Below are 16915 nucleotides of genomic sequence, written 5' to 3' on the forward strand. Positions count from 1 at the left end.
GGCGCCCAGGGAGGTCAGTTGTCGAGCAGGTCGGGTTCGTTTCGGGCCAGCCCGGCGCGGAAGTCGCGCACCTTGCTGCCGCCGCAAAACACCCGCTTGAACTCTGCGCGGGAGACCGGCACGTAGCGATCGTTGCCGCCGATCTCCACCTGTTCGCCGGCGGTGACGGCGTAGCCGTTTTCATCCACTCGCACCACCATGGTCGCCTTTTTGCCGGTGTGGCAGATGGTCTTGAGCTCCTTGAGCTCGTCCGCCCACGCCAGCAGATGGCGGCTGCCCGCGAACAGCTCGCCGCGAAAGTCCGTGCGCAGACCAAACGCCAGCACCGGAATACCCAGACGGTCGACAATCTCGCTTAACTGGTAGACCTGTTCGCGGGTGAAGAACTGCGACTCGTCGGTGAGCACGCAGTGAATGTTGCCCGCCTCGAGACGGTTGCGTACGAGCTCGAACAGGTCGTCGCCAGCGTCAACGGCCAGGGCCGGCTGCTCGATGCCCACGCGCGAGCGAATCACCCCGCGGCCGGCGCGGTCGTCGATGCCGGGGCTGAGCAGCAGCGGGCGCATGCCGCGCTCAAGGTAGTTCCACGCCGATTGCAGCAGCAGCGTGGTTTTGCCGGCGTTCATGGTCGAGTAGTAGAAATAGAGCTTGGCCATCAACACGCTCCGTGCGCACTCGCGAATGCTTCAGGGCCGGCGGCCGGCGGCCGGCGGCCGGCGGCCTTATTCGGCCTGGTGGCGATCAATCCAGATGTCGAAGCGGACGGCGTCGAGTTCCGGCGATTCTTCCAGCCACTCGCTGAGGGTCGATTCGACCTGTTGACACTTTTCGCAGTCGCCCTGCTGGTAGAGCAACAGGTAGATGTCGGCGGCCGGCAGGTCTTCGACGGCGTATTCCCCGCCTTCGGGCGTGATGGTACGTTCGAGCAGGGTGTCGATGGCCACCATCGAGCGCTCGCGCCGGCCGTGTTCGTAGGTCAGCGCCAGCTTGCGTTCGAAACCGCGCCGGTAGCCGTGCAGATGCCAGGCCGGGCTGCGGTCGGTGAAATAGGCGTAAAGCTGCGGCACGTCCTGGATGACACCTTCGCGCTTGGCCTGCGCCCGCAGGTTGCCGACAAAGCGCTCGTGCTTGAGAAGCACCTCCTGGCGCTGGTGCAGCTCCACCCGGGTGACGTTGGCGTTGGCGCCGGCGGCCGGAGGGGCGACCAGAAGGGCGGTCAGGAAAAAGCTGAGGCAGAGGACTGTTCGCATGACAGAGAGTATATCGCCTCCGAAGCCCTGGCCGGTTGAGGTGAGCAAAAAACCAAGGCGGCTTGCAGTGGCAACGGCGTTCCTCAGATAGCCCGCTGGCCGCGGCGCCCGGAAACCCGGCCTGCAGCGCCCTTTTCCGCGGGGTCTGGACCAGTCGTTCGATCTCGGAAGTGTTCACACCGAGCTGAAGCGCGTGCTCCCGCCAAATCAGCCTTGCGCCAACCACCCTCCAGACCACCCCAGCTCGGTCCGGCTCTCTGTGACTTACGGCAATTTTCCCCTGATTACTGGCTCCGATCCTTGTCATAACAAAAATGGGGCACTTCACTTTTGCGGAAAGGGGGCATTACCGCTTTGGGATAACAAAGTTCATCGAATATTGACTCCCTGATTAACCTCAGGTAATTTCACGATGTCGCTTGGCATCGGGGGATGTGATTGACGCAAAAGCACCAGATGCTAGACGGCATTTGTCAATTATCTGGGAGAGCAATGAAATGGCGGCGGTAGCGACTTATACTGAGCAGAAGGCAGAAGGCAGAAGGCAGAAGGCAGAAGGCAGAAGGCAGAAGCAAACTAGTCTTGTAACCGCAAGGCTTCCCCGTGCCCCAATCCGGCGAGCTGCTCTGCTAATGCTTTTCTCAGCCTTGATCGGCTTCAGTACCCAACTCCCCGCCAGGACCGGATGCGCACGTGCTGATGATGGCTATTGGCGTTGCCATGAGGAGGTAGGGGATAACATACCTGGCGCACAGCCCGGCGGCGGTGGATTCCCCGGCGGTGGATCAGGCGGTTCTGGCCCCGGAGGAGGCAGTGGTTCCGGGCCGGCCCCACACTTGGGCCCAGTTCTAGATCGCTCTCCTATGGCGGATGACGACATCAGTTGTGGCAACTTATCGGAGATTCGACGGGCCTATGCGGGCGTAGAGGTGATTTACAGCCGGGAGCAAACAGGATGGCCACCAGGCAACCCATTAAATGGATCGCCGGCGCCCGGTTCTCTTTATACAATTGAGTTCGGGAATGGTCAGCGTGAATCCTATATTGCGGGTCCTTACGGAAGCCCGACGATCGCCGGAGGCGCAGAGGTGCCGGAGACCTGCCACTGATGACAATCAAAGAGCGCACAATATTTTTACTGATAGCAGTTCTTTTTGTCGGCATTGGTATCGTTTTTTGGGCGTGGTTTGGCCAATCGGAGCCGTTAACCGGGGAGGAAGCAGCTCCCCTTGCTTCTGAAAGCTCCTTGCAAACGCCAAGGGAGCCAGCAAGCAATCAGGCTGCTGGTGCAGAAACTGCAAAGCACCCCACCGCATTAGACTCGTCTCAAGCACAGTCTGTAAAGACTAAGGATGAAACTCAGCTGGCGCGCGATTTCAGAAGTGCTTTTGAAGCGCTCGCTGCTGAAGATGTAGTCGCCCAAGCGGAACAATCCGGTTTGGCCGTCGCCGTGGACTGGAGGATGCAACTTGATGCAGCTTGCAGCGCCGAGAACCTGGCCTGGGTGTCAGATAGGGCTAAAGCGAACCAGCGGCCATACGTGGAAAAGCTTTCCTCTTACTGCGATGGATACGTTCCTTCTCAGGATTTGTCTGGTCCTGACAATCAAGAAGCAGTGACTGATACGTTGCTGAGGCTGGATCGAGCTCAATCCAGGGATCGATTCGCCAATAGGTTGGAAGATGCAAGTGTTTCTGAGACGAATGGGATCGTGGTGGATTGGCTGCGGTCCGCGAGCATACCGCAGCAATTGCTGGGGGCGGGGGACTATCTTTCCGAATACTATCGAAGTACTGGGGATCCGCTTTGGCGACCGGAAATAGGTAATGTGAATGTAGGCGAATCGGCGATCACAGACTTGCAAATTGGTGCACTCGAGCTGTATTCCTGTCGGAGATTCGGCGGATGCGCGCCGGATTCATTGAAAATGATCCGGATTTGCGCTCAGGTGCCGGGTTGTCAGCCAGGCTGGAGCTATCAACAGTACGTGTTTGCAAATAGCAGTCCTCTTGAAATGGAGTACATTCAGCGGTTGCTTCAGCATATTCACGGGGCAGGAGAAAGCCCCTGACGCCATTGAAACCGGTCAGGGGCTCAGCGGTCACCGAGTGTCCCGGATGTCTGGACAGGTCCGGGCGCAGCGTTTCGGTAACGGGTGAGTGGAATCGAAAAGGCGGGCCTGCCCGGCCGCGTAACAGCCGGGTCAGGCTTCGCCTTCTTCCCCTGGCGATGTAGGCCAGGCCCGCCGCCGAGCGACTACTCGCTCGTGCCGGTCAGCACCGTGGTGTATTCACCGCCGCCCATCTGCGCGGGCAGTTTGCCTTCGACCTTGAGCATGGTGCGCGGTGTGTCGGTGGTGGCCCACAGCGTCATGTCACCGCCTTCGCCGTCGAGCGCTTCGAGGCTTACCTTCCAGGCATCGAATTCTCCGGCCGGCACTTCCACGCTCTCGCGTCCGGCCACGCTGAGCGTGAAGTAGCGCACTCGCTGCTGCAGGCCGACTTCGGCAATCCGGATCGGCGTACTGTAGTCGGCTTCCAGCGGCAGGCCAAGAATCACGGCCTCGAGGGCGGCATCGCCGCCGTAGACCGGTGCATCGAGCTCGATGTCGATCGGGATTTCCTGCTGCGCCTTGATGGTCCCGGTGACCGCGCGCGCCCCGTATTCCACCTCGATGGCTGCCGGGCCCTGAGCGAGCTTGCGGCTGATGGGCCGGAGGGTTTCGCCGTCGAGCACGATGCGGTCGCCGGCGGCGCCCATGGTCGATGAGGTGTCGGTGGTAATCACCAGAGTCTGGCCGTCTTCATTCTGCTCCATGCTGATCGTGCGCACGGCCTGCATCTCCATCTCGTTGCCCTGCATGCTCAGGGTGGTGGTGTAGCCGAAGCGGCCTTTGGCGATTTTCGCCGGGTCGCTGTTGGGCAGCGGCCGGGTTCTGGCCGCGTCGAGTTCGTCGGCGACGTTCTCGACTGTGACTGAGTCGACGTCGACGGTGATCTCACCGAGCCGTGTGGCGATCTCGTCTTCCATGCCTTCCTGGTAGCGACCGCCGAGGTGCGCCGCCAGGAATTCCTCGGTGCGGGCAAACATCGCCAGGCGATTGCTGCGGCCGCGGAAGCCGTGGCCCTCGTCGGGGGCGACGATGTACTCCACCGGCAGGCCGGCTTCGCGCATAGCAACCACGATCTGGTCGGATTCAGCCTGCTTGACGCGCGGGTCGTTGGCGCCCTGGATGACCAGCAGCGGTGCGGCAATGTTGGCAACGTGATTGAGCGGCGACTTGCGCTCGAGTTCGGCGCGGCCCTCTTCGGTGCCCGGATCGCCCATGCGCAGCGTGAACAGCTTGCGTATCGGACCCCAGTAGGGCGGAATCGAGTTGAGCAGGGTGATCAGGTTGGACGGCCCGACGATATCGACGCCGCAGGCGTAGAGATCGGGCGTGAAAGTCATGCCGGCAAGCGTGGCGTAACCGCCGTAGGAGCCGCCCATGATGCAGACTTGCCCGGCATCGACCACGCCCTTTTCGATCAGATGCTTGACGCCGTCGGTGATGTCGTCCTGCATGGCGTCGCCCCATTCGTTGTTGCCGGCGTTGAGAAACGCCTTGCCGTAGCCGGTGGAGCCGCGGAAGTTGGGCTGCAGCACGGCGTAGCCGCGGTTGGCCAGAAACTGGGCCAGGGCGTTGTAACCCCAGGTATCGCGCGCCCAGGGGCCGCCGTGAATCAGCGCCACCAGGGCCAGGTCCTGGTTCTCGACGCCCTTGGGTGTGGTCAGATAGGCAGGAATTTCCAGCCCGTCGCGCGCTTGGTAGCGGATCGGCTGCATTGCGGCCATGTGTTCGACCGGCAGCTCCGGGCGCGAGCGGTAGAGCTCGCTGACTTCCATGTCTTCCCAGTTGAACAGATAGGTGGTGCCGGGATCGACGTCGCGCGACAGGCCGACCAGCACCAGACGGTCGTCGGCGGTCTGCGGCCGGAAGCTGATCTCGCCGTCGGGCAGCTGCTCGCGCAAGAAGGCCAGGGCGTTCTCGAATTTCTCGTCTTTGGGATAAATGCGCGGCTTGTCGCCGACGTAGACGGTGGCCAGGATCTCATCGTTGGCGTTGGCGTAGATGGCGCCGCTGAAGTCGACTTCGCCTTCGGGGTCGCGCTCGACGAACTCGAGCTCGCCGCTGGCGACATCCATCAGATAGAGGCCGACCAGGTCGTTGTCTTCGCCCTTGTTGGACTGGAACCAGACGCGCTCGTTGTCCGCGTGGAAGCGGGTCGGGCCGCAGGTTTCGCGCCAGGAACAGGTGTAGAGCGTTTCACCGACCTTGCCGCCGGCAACGCGCAGGGTTTCGGTGCCGCCGTCTTCTGTCTGACGCACCGCCAGGCGGACCTGGCCTTCCAGGTCGACCACCCAGCCGACGATGTTCTGGTGGTTTTCGATCAACAGTTCGCGCTCGCCCGATTCGATATCGACGCGATAGACGTCGTGCAGGGCCGGGTCGCGATCGTTGAGGCCGACGATGATCTCGCCGGGCGTGGATTCGGGCACGCTGTAGATCTGGGCGCGCACACCGTCGATATCGGTCAGGTTGCGTGCAGCCGGCACACCGTTGTCGCCGGCGGGTTCGGCGTCGGCATCCACGGCCCAGACGTGATAGTTCTCGTTGCCGCCCTTGTCCTGAACATAGAGCACGTATTCGCTGTCGTGGCTCCAGAAGTACCCGGGCACGGGACGTTCGTCATCGGTCAGGGGCCGCGCCTGGTCGAACGGCTCGTCGACGCCCTTGATCCAGATATTGCGCACGCCCTGGTAGGGCCGCATGAAGGTCATGAAACCGCCGTCGGGCGAAACCTGGGCGCCGGAAATTTCAGGGTCGCCGAAGAATAGCTGGCGATCGAGCAGCGGCGGCAGCTCGTCGAGATAGTCCAGCGGCTCGGTTTGTTCGGCGGCGCCGGCAGACAGCGCCACGAGCGCGGCCAGGCTGGCCAGCGCGGATTTCAGCAGTCGGAAACTCATCGGCAATTGCTCCTTGGGGAATACCGCCGCTCCGGGAAGGCCGGCGCGAGCAGTTCAATATTAACCGCCAAGTACTTTATACCGGTCGCGGTTTGCGCGCCAATAGCCCGTTGGTCACGCGCACGACCTGCTCAGTGTCGGGGCTCGAAGCGCTGCATGTAGGGGTTGGCAGCGGTGGGCGCAATCGAGATGAAGCCGTAACCGGTGGCCTCGTGGCAGCCGTTGCACGCGGAGACCACGCCCCGCAGCCGCGGCTCGATCGTTTCCATGTCGCCGCCGTCGAGCGCCTGTTCGAGCTGTTCGAAGGTCGGCGTCAGAATCGAGCCGGTCAGCCGGCCGACGGGAATGTCGTGGTAGGCCTCGATCGACTCGGCGGCCTCGATGGCCTCCTCGAGTTCGTGGGCGTAGAAGTCGGCCAGCTCGATGTTGCCGGCGTCCACCGACAGGCTCAGCTTGTGCAGGAACAGCTGCAGCTGCCCCATGGTGTCGATCAGTTCGGGCTCGTCATCGGCCAGGGCGCGGCCGGCGGCGATGCTCAGTGCGAGCATCAGAAAAAGGGACAGCGGTGCTTTCATGGGTGGCTCCGGAATCAGCGGTAAATAACAATCATTCACATCAAGGCCATTGTAGCCCCTGACTATTGGCACTGGCTGGCCAGTTGCGGCTACGCTACCATCTTGCCAAACGCTCGAGAAAGGGAACATCCATGCGCTATCTGAGCCTGCTGCTGGCCTGCCTGGTCGTGCTGCCCGCCGTCGCCCGTGAGGACGAATCCCCACCCGTTGATGTCGATCCGGTGGTGATCAGCGAGACGGCAGAGCTGCAGCCCGGAGAACCGGCAACCGATGAGCTCGAGCCCGATGCGAATCAGACTTCTGCGGCGCCGGAGCTGGCGGATGAATTCGAGTGGCTGCGACAGCCGGGTCACGACAGCGTGGTTTGTCCCTTTCGCGACCGTATCGACTACGAGCCCGGCGAGGTTGAATGTGGCCTGATCCAGGTGCCGGAAAACCGCGAGGTCGAAGGCAGCCGCACCATCGAGCTGCACTTTGTGCACATTCCGGCGCGTGGCAAGGACGCAGACGGCAACAAGGTCGAGGTGCGCGATGATCCCGTGATCTACCTGACCGGCGGCCCCGGCGTCGTGGTCGAGGGCTATGTCCAGCGGCTCAAGGACCACAGCGTGGTCAACGGCCGCGACCTCTACATTCTCGAGCAGCGCGGCGTCGGCTACTCGGGCGATTTCTGCCCGTTCTTCGCCGATCGCAATCGTGCCGAGCTTCAGGCCGACAACTTCGTAGACAGTCAGCGCGCCATGTTCGAACAGGTTCGCGCCTGCATGGACAGCGCCCGCGCCAGCGGGGTCGACGTGACCGGCTATCACACGTTCGAAAACGCACGCGACGTCAAGGCGCTGCGCCTGGCCCTGGGTCTCACGGACTGGAACGTGTGGGGCATTTCCTATGGTTCGGTGCTCGGGCAGGCCTACATGAAGGTCGATCCCGAGGGCATCCGCGCCGCCGTCATTGACGCCATCGTGCCGCTGGATCTGCGTGATCTGATGCGTATTCCGCACTGGCACGAGCAGAACCTGGATCGCCTGTTTGCCGCCTGCAAGGAGCAGCCGGGCTGCGCCGCCGCCTTCGAGGGCCTGGAGCGTCGCTATCGCGCTGCGATTGCCAACATGAACGAAAACCCGGTGCGCGTCGAGGTGCCCGCGGGCGAGCGCTATCCCAACGGCGAGGCGTGGTTCTTTGGCGATGTCATTGCCGGCCTGCCCTTCAGCCTGCTCTACGAGCAGTCCAACCACCCGGCCATTCCGGCCATCATCGCCGGGCTGACAAGCGCGGTCGAGGACGAGGACGAAACCTTTTTCCGGGCGCTTGCCCTGGGCGAGTTCGACAGCGGCTCCGGGGTCAGCATGGGCATGTCCACGGCGGTGCGCTGCATGGACGGTTACGTCGACCGTCAGGCCGAAGCGGCGCCCGCCGACTTTCGCGATTATCCGACCATTGCGCGCGCATTCGGCGCCCTGGAAGTGATCGAGGAAATGCCCGAGCGCTGCCGCGACGCCGGGCTGGCCCCGCGCGACCCGGCACAGTTCGAGCTGGTAGAAACCGACCTGCCGGTGGTGGTGGCCAACGGCGCCTGGGATCCGATCACGCCGGTGCCCCTGGCCGAGGCGATCATGCCCGGCTTCAGCAACGGCCGGCTGGCGGTGTTCCCGCATGCCGGCCATGGCCCGACGCGCTCGCTGGACTGCGCCGGCGATTTCCTCAACAGCTTTTACGATGACCCGTCTGCCGAACTCGACACCGAGTGCGTGGAAGCGGGTGAAGAGGCGGCCACATACGTTGCGCCCCACTACGCCACCCGCGCCCTTATCGAGGGCGTGGTGCTCAACGAGGAACACGAAAAGCGCTTCAAGGCGCATATGGCCTGGGGCGGGGTGTCAACAGCGCTGTCTGCGCTCGGACTGCTCGTGATCCTGCTGGGCTGGCTGGCACGCCGCCTGGATGGCCGGCGTCTGGAAGCGGCCGGAGGGGCCCGCCTGATGGTCTGGCTGGCCACGCTTGCGACTGCCGTTTACGCCGGCGGTCTGGGCGCGGCTGTGCAGGCCACCGTGGAAGTCAACGAGGCGTTGATGCTGTTCGGCCTGGTGTCGTGGGCCAGCCTGATCGCCTGGTTCGGCCCGCTCAGCCTGCTTCTGGGGCTGCTCGGCCTGATTCAGACCTGGCGTTACCGCAGCCGAATCGCACCGGCTAGCCGCATCGGCCTGATACTGACGGCGCTGGCCACGATCAGCCTGTCGATCTTCGGTCTGGTTTGGGATCTGTGGCCGTTCTAGCTGCCGGGGTTCCGGGAGCGCTTGCGCCTGGCGGTTAGACTGGCCCGACTCATTCTTCGGGAGAGGGAGCGATGATCGAATCACCGATGGCGGTGCTCACCGTGCTGGCCGGGGTGGCCGCGCTGTTCTTCTATCTCGAGCAGCGCACCGGCTGGAAGGGTTTCAACTACTTCCCGCCGCTTCTGTTCATCTACGCCACGCCGGTGCTGCTCAACAACGCCGGCGTGATCCCCTCCGACTCGCCGATCTACGGGGGCCTGGGCGACTACGCCCTGCCGGTATTCATCGCGCTGATGCTGTTCAACGTCAACGTGCCCTCGGCGGTGCGCATCATGGGCAAGGGCGTGCTGGTGATGCTGCTGGGCACGCTCGGCATCGTGGTCGGCGGCGTGGTCTCCTACGCCATCGTCCATGCCGGGCTCGATGCGGAGGCCTGGCGCGGCTACGGTGCGCTTGCCGGCAGCTGGATCGGCGGTACCGGCAACATGGCCGGCGTCGCTGGCGCGCTGGAGACGCCGCCGGAGATGCTCGGCCTGGCGGTGCTGGCCGACAACCTGGTCTACGTCGTCTGGCTGCCCATCCTGCTCGGCTCCAAAGCCTTTGCCGATCGCTTCAACCGCTGGGCGAAAGTGCCCGAAGAGCGCCTCGAACAGATGGAAACCGCGGCCGCCCGCGAGGCCCGCGAGGAGGTCGTGCCGCGCATGCAGGACTATCTCTACCTGCTGTTCTGGGCCCTGCTGGTGGCCGGCGCCGCCAGGTTCCTCGCGCCGCTGCTGCCCGAGGTCGGCGAGGTACTCACCACCTCGACCTGGACGGTACTGCTGGTGACCACCTTTGCCCTGGCGCTTTCGGCCACGCCCGTGCGGCACCTGCCGGGATCGCATCCCCTGGCGATGGCAATCATCTACGTTTTTGTCGCCGGTATGGGTGCGCGCGCCTCATTGGCCGGTTTCGATCAGGCGCCGCTGTTCTTACTCGGCGCCTATATCTGGATCTTCATCCACGGTGCCTTCTGCCTGTTCGGTGCCTGGCTGTTCCGGGTCGACGTGCATTCGGCCGCCATCGCCTCGGCGGCCAACGTCGGCGGCGCGGCCTCGGCCCCGGTGGTCGCCGCCTATCATCGCAAGGCGCTCGTGCCGGTCGCCATTCTCATGGCCCTGATCGGCTACGCCCTGGGCAACTATCTGGCCATCGTGACCGCCCAACTCGCCCACTGGGTCGGGGGTTGAGAGTGGTTAGCGCTTGTGCAGGGCGCGCAGCCGGAAGGATACGATCGGGCTCAGCAAAACAGCACCGGCAAAGCAGTAGAGTCCGATCCGCGGCTCGAGGGTGGCCATGTCGGCCAGGCGGATCAGCCCGATGCACAGCGCCAGCGCGAAGACGTCGACCATGGCCCAGCGCTGAAACTCGATCAGAGTGGCGATCGCGCGCTTGCTGCCGCTGCCGAACAGCTGCGCGAACGAGAGCACGACCAGGGCCAGGGCGACCAGCAGCGGCAGCGTGATCACGAACAGGAAAAAGCCCGCGGCCAGCAGCCACTCGCCGTCGGTGACCAGCTTGAACGCGCCGGCAAGCACCGAGTAGTCTTCTTTCCACAGCAGCCACTTTTCGACCCGCATCATCGGCAGCAGCAGACCGAGCGCGAGCAGCCCCAGGCCGGCAACGGCCAGCGGTGGCAGCAGGAACGAGCGCTTGCGCGGTGACGACAGGTAGCGATGCTCCGGGCCGACGAGGGCGGCAATGAGCATCACCACGATCATCGACAGCAGGATGGCGGCGCTGAACACGTAGGCGCCGGCAAGCACCGAGGCGTCGGCGATCAGGCCCAGCTTGACTGCCCCGGCAAACAGGATCACCACCAGCACGTCGAGCATCGACCACTTGCCCAGCGGCTCGATGATGCGCAGGCTGCGGCGCCGGTTCTCGCGCACCGTCGGCGCAAACCACAGCCAGCCCAGCGCCACCAGCTTGGTGCCGGGAAAGATGCAGGAAAACAGCAGGATGATCGATCCGATGAAAATCTTGCCGTCGCCGAAATAGCCGGCGATGCCGCCGAGGATCGAGTACGAGGAATCCGCCGCCAGCGCCGATTCGATGCGCACGATGGGCATGAACAGACCGACGATCAGGGTGATCGCCGCCGCGGCGATCAGCAGCGGCACGTCAATCCGGCGCGGGTGTTCGCGGAAAAGCGGGCTTGGCGATGTTTTCGACACGGGCGCGGCCTGTCGTTCAATATCAATATGTCAGGGGCTCCAAGAATGGCCCGACTCGGCGTTGTCGCTCTTGGAAAGGGAATGACCCTTCCCAGCGAGCGACGCCTTGATTCGGGCCATTCCTGGAGCCCTGAGTGCAACCTGCTTTGATGCCGGGTTAATAGCGATCGGTTGCGGGATCGGCCACCGGATCGGGATCGTCGGCTTCCATGCGCAGGTAGGCATCGAGTTCGTCACGAATTTCGGGGATGATGTCCTCGGCGTGCGTGATGCGCATGTAGAAGATCGAGAAATAGATCACCTTGACCGAGTTGGTCAGCCGGTCGAGCACCACGCCGCCGAGCTTGCCCAGCCAGATGGCCACCAGCACCGGCAGCCAGGAGAAGTGCAGCTCGTCGGGCAGGAAGCCGGCTTCCACGCTGGCGAACAGTTCGCGCAGGTCGCCGGCATAGAACGCAGGGAAGGTATCGCCCACCCACAGGCCGAGCGCCAGCGCGCCGACGAACAAGACGAGATAGATCGGCGCCATGATGCTGCCGACCGCGCGCGCGGCGATGTCGATACCGAACACGCCGGCCAGGGTCTCGGGCACGTTGTCCTTGAGCGTGCCCATGCGCGAGACCGACTCGCGAATGCCGTAGCCATCGACCGCCGCTGAGGGCAGCAGGTAGTTGTTGAGCAGATCCCAGACTTCCTCGAGCCCCTTCATGAACAGCCGCACCAGCGCCCCGGCCTTGCCGGACGATCTCGCCAGCGCCATCAACCAGGCCACCAGCAGGTCGATCAGCGCGATCTTGCGGGCCGTCCAGGCGAGCTCTTTCACCCGTGCACCGGCCTGCACGGCGTTGCGTTTCTTGCCCTTGAGCGCACCGCTGACCAACCAGGCCTGTCGCAGCTCCTGTCGGGTGTCGAAGAAGTAGCGATAGACGAAGCCGATGATGGCAATCAGCAGCAGTAGCGCGCCCGTACCGCCGGCGCCCACGATGAATGCCGTGACGGCGGAGAAGAACAGACAGGTCAGCACCAGCCCGTAGATCGTCATGCGCACCCAGGGCCGGATGATGCCCGGATCGCGGCCGACGATGGTAAAGGTGTGCTTGAGCAGATAGGCGAGCTGCTTGAGCCGTTCGCCGAAGCCGGGTTTGCGCAGAGTCTGTTGCATGCTGGGATCCTTGAAATTCTCCCTGCCCTAACGCAATCGGGCGTAAGAATCTGACAGCCGACTCCGGCCGGTCGCTCGCGCGCCCGCCAGGCCCGTGATTCCAAGGAACAAGGCCAGTACAAGAAGCACCAGGCTGACACCCCAGGCGGCCGCGTTTACCGGGTCGCCGACGCACAACGCGGCATGCCAGGCGACGATCAGCACGATGAGCGCGGCGCTTGCCAGCTGTAGCCGGCTGCGAACCAGCAGGCCGGGAACGACCGCCGCAAGCGCGATCAGGCCAAGCTGAATCAGCCAGAAAAGTGCCACCAGCCAGGCCATTCGGGCGGTGACGGCCAGATCGGCGAAAGCGACCGCCGCCAGCGCCACGGGCGCGCCCCAGACGGTCGCGACCCAGGCCCGCTCCAAAGCGGGCACGGCGCGGCCGGCTTGGCGGCGCTTGGCCAGCCAGATGTTGAGCCCGCTGGCGATCACCACGCAGGCGGCCAGGCCCAGCAGGCCGTAGAGGATCTTGACCGGCAGGCCACCGAAGGAACCGAAATGCAGCGGGTAGAGCGCGGCTACCACCTGCTGGCCGACTTCGCCGTTGGACAGCCCGGTCCAACGGCCCAGCGTGCCGTCGGCATTGAAGCCGATATAGTCGCCGAAGATCAGGCGGCGCGGATGGTAGGCCAGAATTTCGGCGCTCTGCCCGGCGGTGGCGGGATCATGAAAGCTGACCACCCAGGCGCGGGCTCCGGGCTGTTCGCGCGAGAAGTTGATCAGGGCCGATTCGATATCGGCCAGCGGCGCCGGCGTGGCCCGACCCTCGATCTCCGAGCCGAAAACGGGATCGAAAAAGGTCGCGGTGTCGCCGTGGTTGACCACCGGCGCAAAAGCCGCGGCGACTACCAGCGCCAGGCCCAGCGCGGCGCCGGTCAGCGCGATCACCAGGTGGAACGGAAACGCCCAGACGCTGAGCCGGTTGTGCAGATCGGCCTGGGCCAGGCGCGCTCCGGATTTCAGGCGCAGGCGGAAGGCGTCGCGAAACAGCCTGGGGTGGGCCAGCAGGCCCGACAGGCACAGCCCGGCCATGAGCACGCCCAGAATTCCGACCAGCGTCAGGCCCGGCAGCGCGGGAAGGGTCAGGTAGTAGTGGATGCTTTCCAGAAAGTGCGACCACTCGTGGTCGGCTTGCGCAACGATGTTGCCGCCGGAGTCTGCAAACCAGGCGCGTTCGTCGGTTGCCACCCACAGCCGGGGCAGGGTCGGCGTCGGCAGGCCCAGGCAGAAATGGTGGGGCGCCTGTTCGAGCCGGGAGAGCGCCGTCCGGGCGGCCTGCGCGGCGGCGGCCGGGGTGACGCTGTCCATTTCCGGCACCGCCGGCTGCTCCCAGCGCTCGAACTCCTCGTGGAAAACCATCGCCGTGCCCGTAAGGCACAGGATGTAGAGCAGCATGCTGGCAGCCAGCCCCAGCGTGAGGTGGCCCGAGAGCATGCTCGAGACCAGCCCGGACGGCAGCCGGGACCACTTCAGGTTCACGTCGCACCTCCGGCCAGCGCCAGCGTTGCGCCGAGCCCGACCAGCCCCGGCAGGATCACCAGCAGCGCGCGCCTGCCCAGTCCACTGCCCATGGTGCCCAGGATCGTGAACACGGCCCAGATTACCGGCACCGAAAGCATGGCCACGGCGAGCACGTTGGCGGCATCGACTCCGGCCCGCGCCAGGCCGAGCCACAGCGCCAGACCGATGGTCAGCGTCGAGGCCAGCGCGACGGGACCGGCCAGGCAGAAAATCCACGCCCGGCGCAGCCACAAGCCTGCGCCGCGAGAGCTCGTTGCGGGCGGATCATTGCGCGGTTCGCGCCGGCGCTTTTGCCGCGTTGGCGCTTGCCAGGCTCGCCAGCCCTCGATGAGCGCGAGCGCCAGACCGACCAGCATGAACAAACCGACGGCCAGGGCGATGCCCCGGTCTTGCCCACCGGCGTGCACCCACGGCAACAGCGCGATGGCCAGCAGCAGCCAGCCGATCCAGCGCAGGGCCAGCTGCCGGCCGGGCCCGGGGCGGCGGCGCCAGTGCCAGGCCAGCCTGAGCGCCAGCACGCCGGCTGCGGTCAGCATGGCGGCAAGGGAGAGCGTCATCGTCATTTCCCGGCTCGATCAGAAGCGATAAGCCACGGTGCCGACCACCGTGCGGCGCTCGCCGAAGAAACAGTCACCGCGGGCCAGGCAGGAGGCGAGATAGGGCTTGTCGGTGAGATTGCGCGCATTGACGCGAAAGCGCCAGTCGCCGGTCTCGTAGCCGATCATCAGATCGTAGAGCGTGTATCCGGGCGCACGAATGTCGTCGAAGCCGTCCCAGGTCTGGCCGACGTAGCGGGCGCCGGCGCCGGCGATGAAACCCGACAGCGCGCCGTCGGGCTGCCAGCCCAACCAGGCCGAGGCCTGATCGCGGGGCATGCCCTGAAAGCGATAACCGGCCGCGTTTTCGGTGCTCAGTCGGCTGGCGTTGACCTCGAGCGTGAACGGCTTCATGCGCAGCACCGATTCGATCTCCACGCCCCGAATCACGGCCACGCCCTCCTGCTGAGAAAACTCGCCCGGCAGGCTGCCGGGATTGGGCAGGTTGGACTGCTCGATGTCGAAGGCCGAAACCGTGATCTGCCCCGGAATGCCGCGCGGCTGGTACTTGATGCCGACCTCGTACTGGCGCCCCTCCTGCGGGTCGAAGGGTTGGCCGGTGATTGCGTCGACGCCGACGACCGGCTCGAACGATTCGGCATAGCTGGCGTAGGGCGCCAGGCCGTTGTCGAAGCGATACAGCGCGCCGACGCTGTAGCTGAGCGCATCGTCGTCCTGCGACTGGGTGCCGGTGTCGGTGGCGACATCGTCGTAGCGCAGTCCGGCGGTGATCCGCCACTCGCCGATGCTGATCTGATCGTTGAGATAGAGTCCGCGGTCGGTCGTACTGGCCCGCGGGCCGTCGGACATCAGCCGCTCGAACAGCGCTTCCGGCGGCACGTCGCCGTAGACGGGGTCGAACAGATTGATCCAGTAGCGGTCGCCGAAGTTGTCGTCCGGCAGTCCGGTGGCCGGGTCCAGGCCCAGGGCAAAGGCCGAGCCGGCATCGTTGTCTGTGGTGACGTCCTGGTACTGAGCGCCGATCATCAGCTCGTGCTCGAACCGCCCGGTGAAGAATTCGGCGCGCACCCGCGAATCCAGCGCCATCTGCTCGGAAGTGGCGTCGCTGGCATACCAGGTTCTAGGCACCGTACCGTCCTTGTACAGGCTGCCGTCGGGGTTGTAGATGTAGCGTCCGGGAATGAAAGCCGGCCAGGCCTGGCGGTAGTCGGCGCTGCCCCGGGTCCAGCGCCCGGTCACTTCAACCGACCAGGTGGCGTTGAACACGTGATCGGCCAGCAAGGTGATCGAGTCACTGTCGGTGTCGTAGCGATCGAAGCCCGGCTCGCCGGCAAAGGTGCTGTCTTCGATGAATTCACCATTGGGCGCGGGCACCAGGGTGCCCTGAACCGGCATGAACTGCGCGCCGGCCTGGCCGCGCGTGCGCTGCACGCTGCCCAGAAGGGTGATGTTGGTCAGCGGCGAGGGCGAAAAAGTGATCGAAGGCGCGATCAGGGTGGTGTCGTTGGCCACGTGATCGACCATGGTGTCGGCGTCGCGGCCAACGGCAATCACGCGATAGATCAGCGAACCGGACTCGTTGAGGCCGCCGCCGAAGTCGGCGGCCAGCTGCTTGTGGTCGTGAGTGCCGTACTGCAACACCACTTCGGGCTGCAGATTCAGGCGGGGGCGTTTGCTGACCACGTTGGCCAGGCCGCCGGGCGAACCCTGGCCATAGAGCACCGAGGCCGGCCCCTTGAGGATCTCGACCTGCTCGATTGCATACGGGTGCGTGCGGGCATTGTTGTAGTTGCCGAACAGCGCCTGCAGGCTGTCGCGGTATTCCGGCACGTCCAGGCCGCGCACCCGAACCCAGTCGCCGCGGGTGGCGAAGCCGTAGACTTCGCCGAAAACGCCGGCGGAATACTGGTAGATATCGGCCAGCTCCAGCGCGCCCTTGTTCTCGATGTCGCGCTCGGTTTCGATCGAGACCGAACGGGCGGTTTCCATGATCGGCGTATCGGACTTGAGCGCCGAGTAGCGCGAGAGCGTGCCGACGACCGTCAGGCGATCGAGTTCGGCGTTCTTCTCGTTGCTGTGGTCGTCGCGGCTGTCGTCGTTCTTGCCGACGGAACCGGGCCCAGCGTTTTCATCCGCATCGCGAGGCTCCCGAGCGGCAAGCGGCTGAGTGGACAGAAGGCCAACGGCAAGAGCCGCCAGAATGGTGCTGCGAAGCGGACGGAATCGGGGCTGTCTCATTTCTTGTCTATCTGCGCGAGTGGTTTGATGGCCTGAGGCGCGCAGATGGTAATGCGAATTATTACTATATGCAA

The 16915-nt window shown here is 64.6% G+C and carries 12 protein-coding genes; 3 read left to right on the top strand and 9 right to left on the bottom strand.

Annotation, left to right across the window (positions count from 1 at the left end):
* Positions 1-14: 14 nt before the first annotated feature.
* The gene (locus tag ACEWQZ_RS05070) at positions 15-656 is read right to left on the bottom strand and encodes a thymidine kinase (RefSeq protein ID WP_476481983.1); all 642 of its coding nucleotides are present in this window, start codon (positions 654-656) and stop codon (positions 15-17) included.
* Positions 657-722: 66 nt separating this feature from the next.
* Positions 723-1250 carry a hypothetical protein gene (locus ACEWQZ_RS05075; RefSeq protein WP_476481984.1) on the bottom strand — a complete coding sequence of 176 codons (528 nt, stop codon included), beginning with the start codon at positions 1248-1250 and terminating at the stop codon, positions 723-725.
* 1108 nt (positions 1251-2358) lie between these two features.
* On the opposite strand from ACEWQZ_RS05075, the gene ACEWQZ_RS05080 reads away from it, so the two are divergent.
* Positions 2359-3321, top strand: a complete 963-nt coding sequence (locus tag ACEWQZ_RS05080; RefSeq protein WP_476481985.1) for a hypothetical protein — start codon at positions 2359-2361, stop codon at positions 3319-3321.
* Between the two features lie 185 nt (positions 3322-3506).
* On the opposite strand, the gene ACEWQZ_RS05085 is transcribed toward ACEWQZ_RS05080, so the two are convergent.
* The gene (locus ACEWQZ_RS05085; RefSeq protein ID WP_476481986.1) at positions 3507-6257 is read right to left on the bottom strand and encodes a S9 family peptidase; all 2751 of its coding nucleotides are present in this window, start codon (positions 6255-6257) and stop codon (positions 3507-3509) included.
* A gap of 131 nt (positions 6258-6388) precedes the next feature.
* The gene (locus ACEWQZ_RS05090) at positions 6389-6832 is read right to left on the bottom strand and encodes a hypothetical protein (protein WP_476481987.1); all 444 of its coding nucleotides are present in this window, start codon (positions 6830-6832) and stop codon (positions 6389-6391) included.
* Positions 6833-6963: 131 nt separating this feature from the next.
* On the opposite strand from ACEWQZ_RS05090, the gene ACEWQZ_RS05095 reads away from it, so the two are divergent.
* Positions 6964-9105, top strand: coding sequence for an alpha/beta hydrolase (locus ACEWQZ_RS05095; RefSeq protein WP_476481988.1), 2142 nt, complete (start codon positions 6964-6966; stop codon positions 9103-9105).
* 71 nt (positions 9106-9176) lie between these two features.
* Positions 9177-10334, top strand: a complete 1158-nt coding sequence (locus ACEWQZ_RS05100; protein WP_476481989.1) for a DUF819 family protein — start codon at positions 9177-9179, stop codon at positions 10332-10334.
* Positions 10335-10340: 6 nt separating this feature from the next.
* On the opposite strand, the gene ACEWQZ_RS05105 is transcribed toward ACEWQZ_RS05100, so the two are convergent.
* The 5 genes from ACEWQZ_RS05105 to ACEWQZ_RS05125 form a co-directional block, all read right to left on the bottom strand.
* Positions 10341-11321, bottom strand: a complete 981-nt coding sequence (locus tag ACEWQZ_RS05105; protein ID WP_476481990.1) for a paraquat-inducible protein A — start codon at positions 11319-11321, stop codon at positions 10341-10343.
* 157 nt (positions 11322-11478) lie between these two features.
* The gene (locus ACEWQZ_RS05110) at positions 11479-12483 is read right to left on the bottom strand and encodes a hypothetical protein (protein WP_476481991.1); all 1005 of its coding nucleotides are present in this window, start codon (positions 12481-12483) and stop codon (positions 11479-11481) included.
* A 27-nt stretch (positions 12484-12510) separates the two neighbouring features.
* Positions 12511-14004, bottom strand: coding sequence for a PepSY-associated TM helix domain-containing protein (locus ACEWQZ_RS05115; protein WP_476481992.1), 1494 nt, complete (start codon positions 14002-14004; stop codon positions 12511-12513).
* Entirely contained in the window at positions 14001-14603 is a 603-nt protein-coding gene (locus tag ACEWQZ_RS05120; protein ID WP_476481993.1) for a hypothetical protein, read from the bottom strand. The genes ACEWQZ_RS05115 and ACEWQZ_RS05120 overlap by 4 nt, the downstream gene beginning before the upstream one ends.
* Before the next feature lie 18 nt (positions 14604-14621).
* Positions 14622-16841, bottom strand: a complete 2220-nt coding sequence (locus ACEWQZ_RS05125) for a TonB-dependent siderophore receptor (RefSeq protein ID WP_476481994.1) — start codon at positions 16839-16841, stop codon at positions 14622-14624.
* Between the last annotated feature and the right edge of the window lie 74 nt (positions 16842-16915).

Source organism: Wenzhouxiangella sp. YN1, assembly GCF_056324145.1.

Excerpts from the sequence above, each read along its gene's own strand:
- ACEWQZ_RS05070 (WP_476481983.1), bottom strand. The coding sequence starts at position 656 with ATGGCCAAGCTCTATTTCTACTACTCGACCATGAACGCCGGCAAAACC.
- ACEWQZ_RS05100 (WP_476481989.1), top strand. The coding sequence starts at position 9,177 with ATGATCGAATCACCGATGGCGGTGCTCACCGTGCTGGCCGGGGTGGCC.
- ACEWQZ_RS05125 (WP_476481994.1), bottom strand. The coding sequence starts at position 16,841 with ATGAGACAGCCCCGATTCCGTCCGCTTCGCAGCACCATTCTGGCGGCT.
- ACEWQZ_RS05120 (WP_476481993.1), bottom strand. The coding sequence starts at position 14,603 with ATGACGCTCTCCCTTGCCGCCATGCTGACCGCAGCCGGCGTGCTGGCG.
- ACEWQZ_RS05090 (WP_476481987.1), bottom strand. The coding sequence starts at position 6,832 with ATGAAAGCACCGCTGTCCCTTTTTCTGATGCTCGCACTGAGCATCGCC.
- ACEWQZ_RS05075 (WP_476481984.1), bottom strand. The coding sequence starts at position 1,250 with ATGCGAACAGTCCTCTGCCTCAGCTTTTTCCTGACCGCCCTTCTGGTC.
- ACEWQZ_RS05110 (WP_476481991.1), bottom strand. The coding sequence starts at position 12,483 with ATGCAACAGACTCTGCGCAAACCCGGCTTCGGCGAACGGCTCAAGCAG.
- ACEWQZ_RS05080 (WP_476481985.1), top strand. The coding sequence starts at position 2,359 with ATGACAATCAAAGAGCGCACAATATTTTTACTGATAGCAGTTCTTTTT.
- ACEWQZ_RS05095 (WP_476481988.1), top strand. The coding sequence starts at position 6,964 with ATGCGCTATCTGAGCCTGCTGCTGGCCTGCCTGGTCGTGCTGCCCGCC.
- ACEWQZ_RS05085 (WP_476481986.1), bottom strand. The coding sequence starts at position 6,257 with ATGAGTTTCCGACTGCTGAAATCCGCGCTGGCCAGCCTGGCCGCGCTC.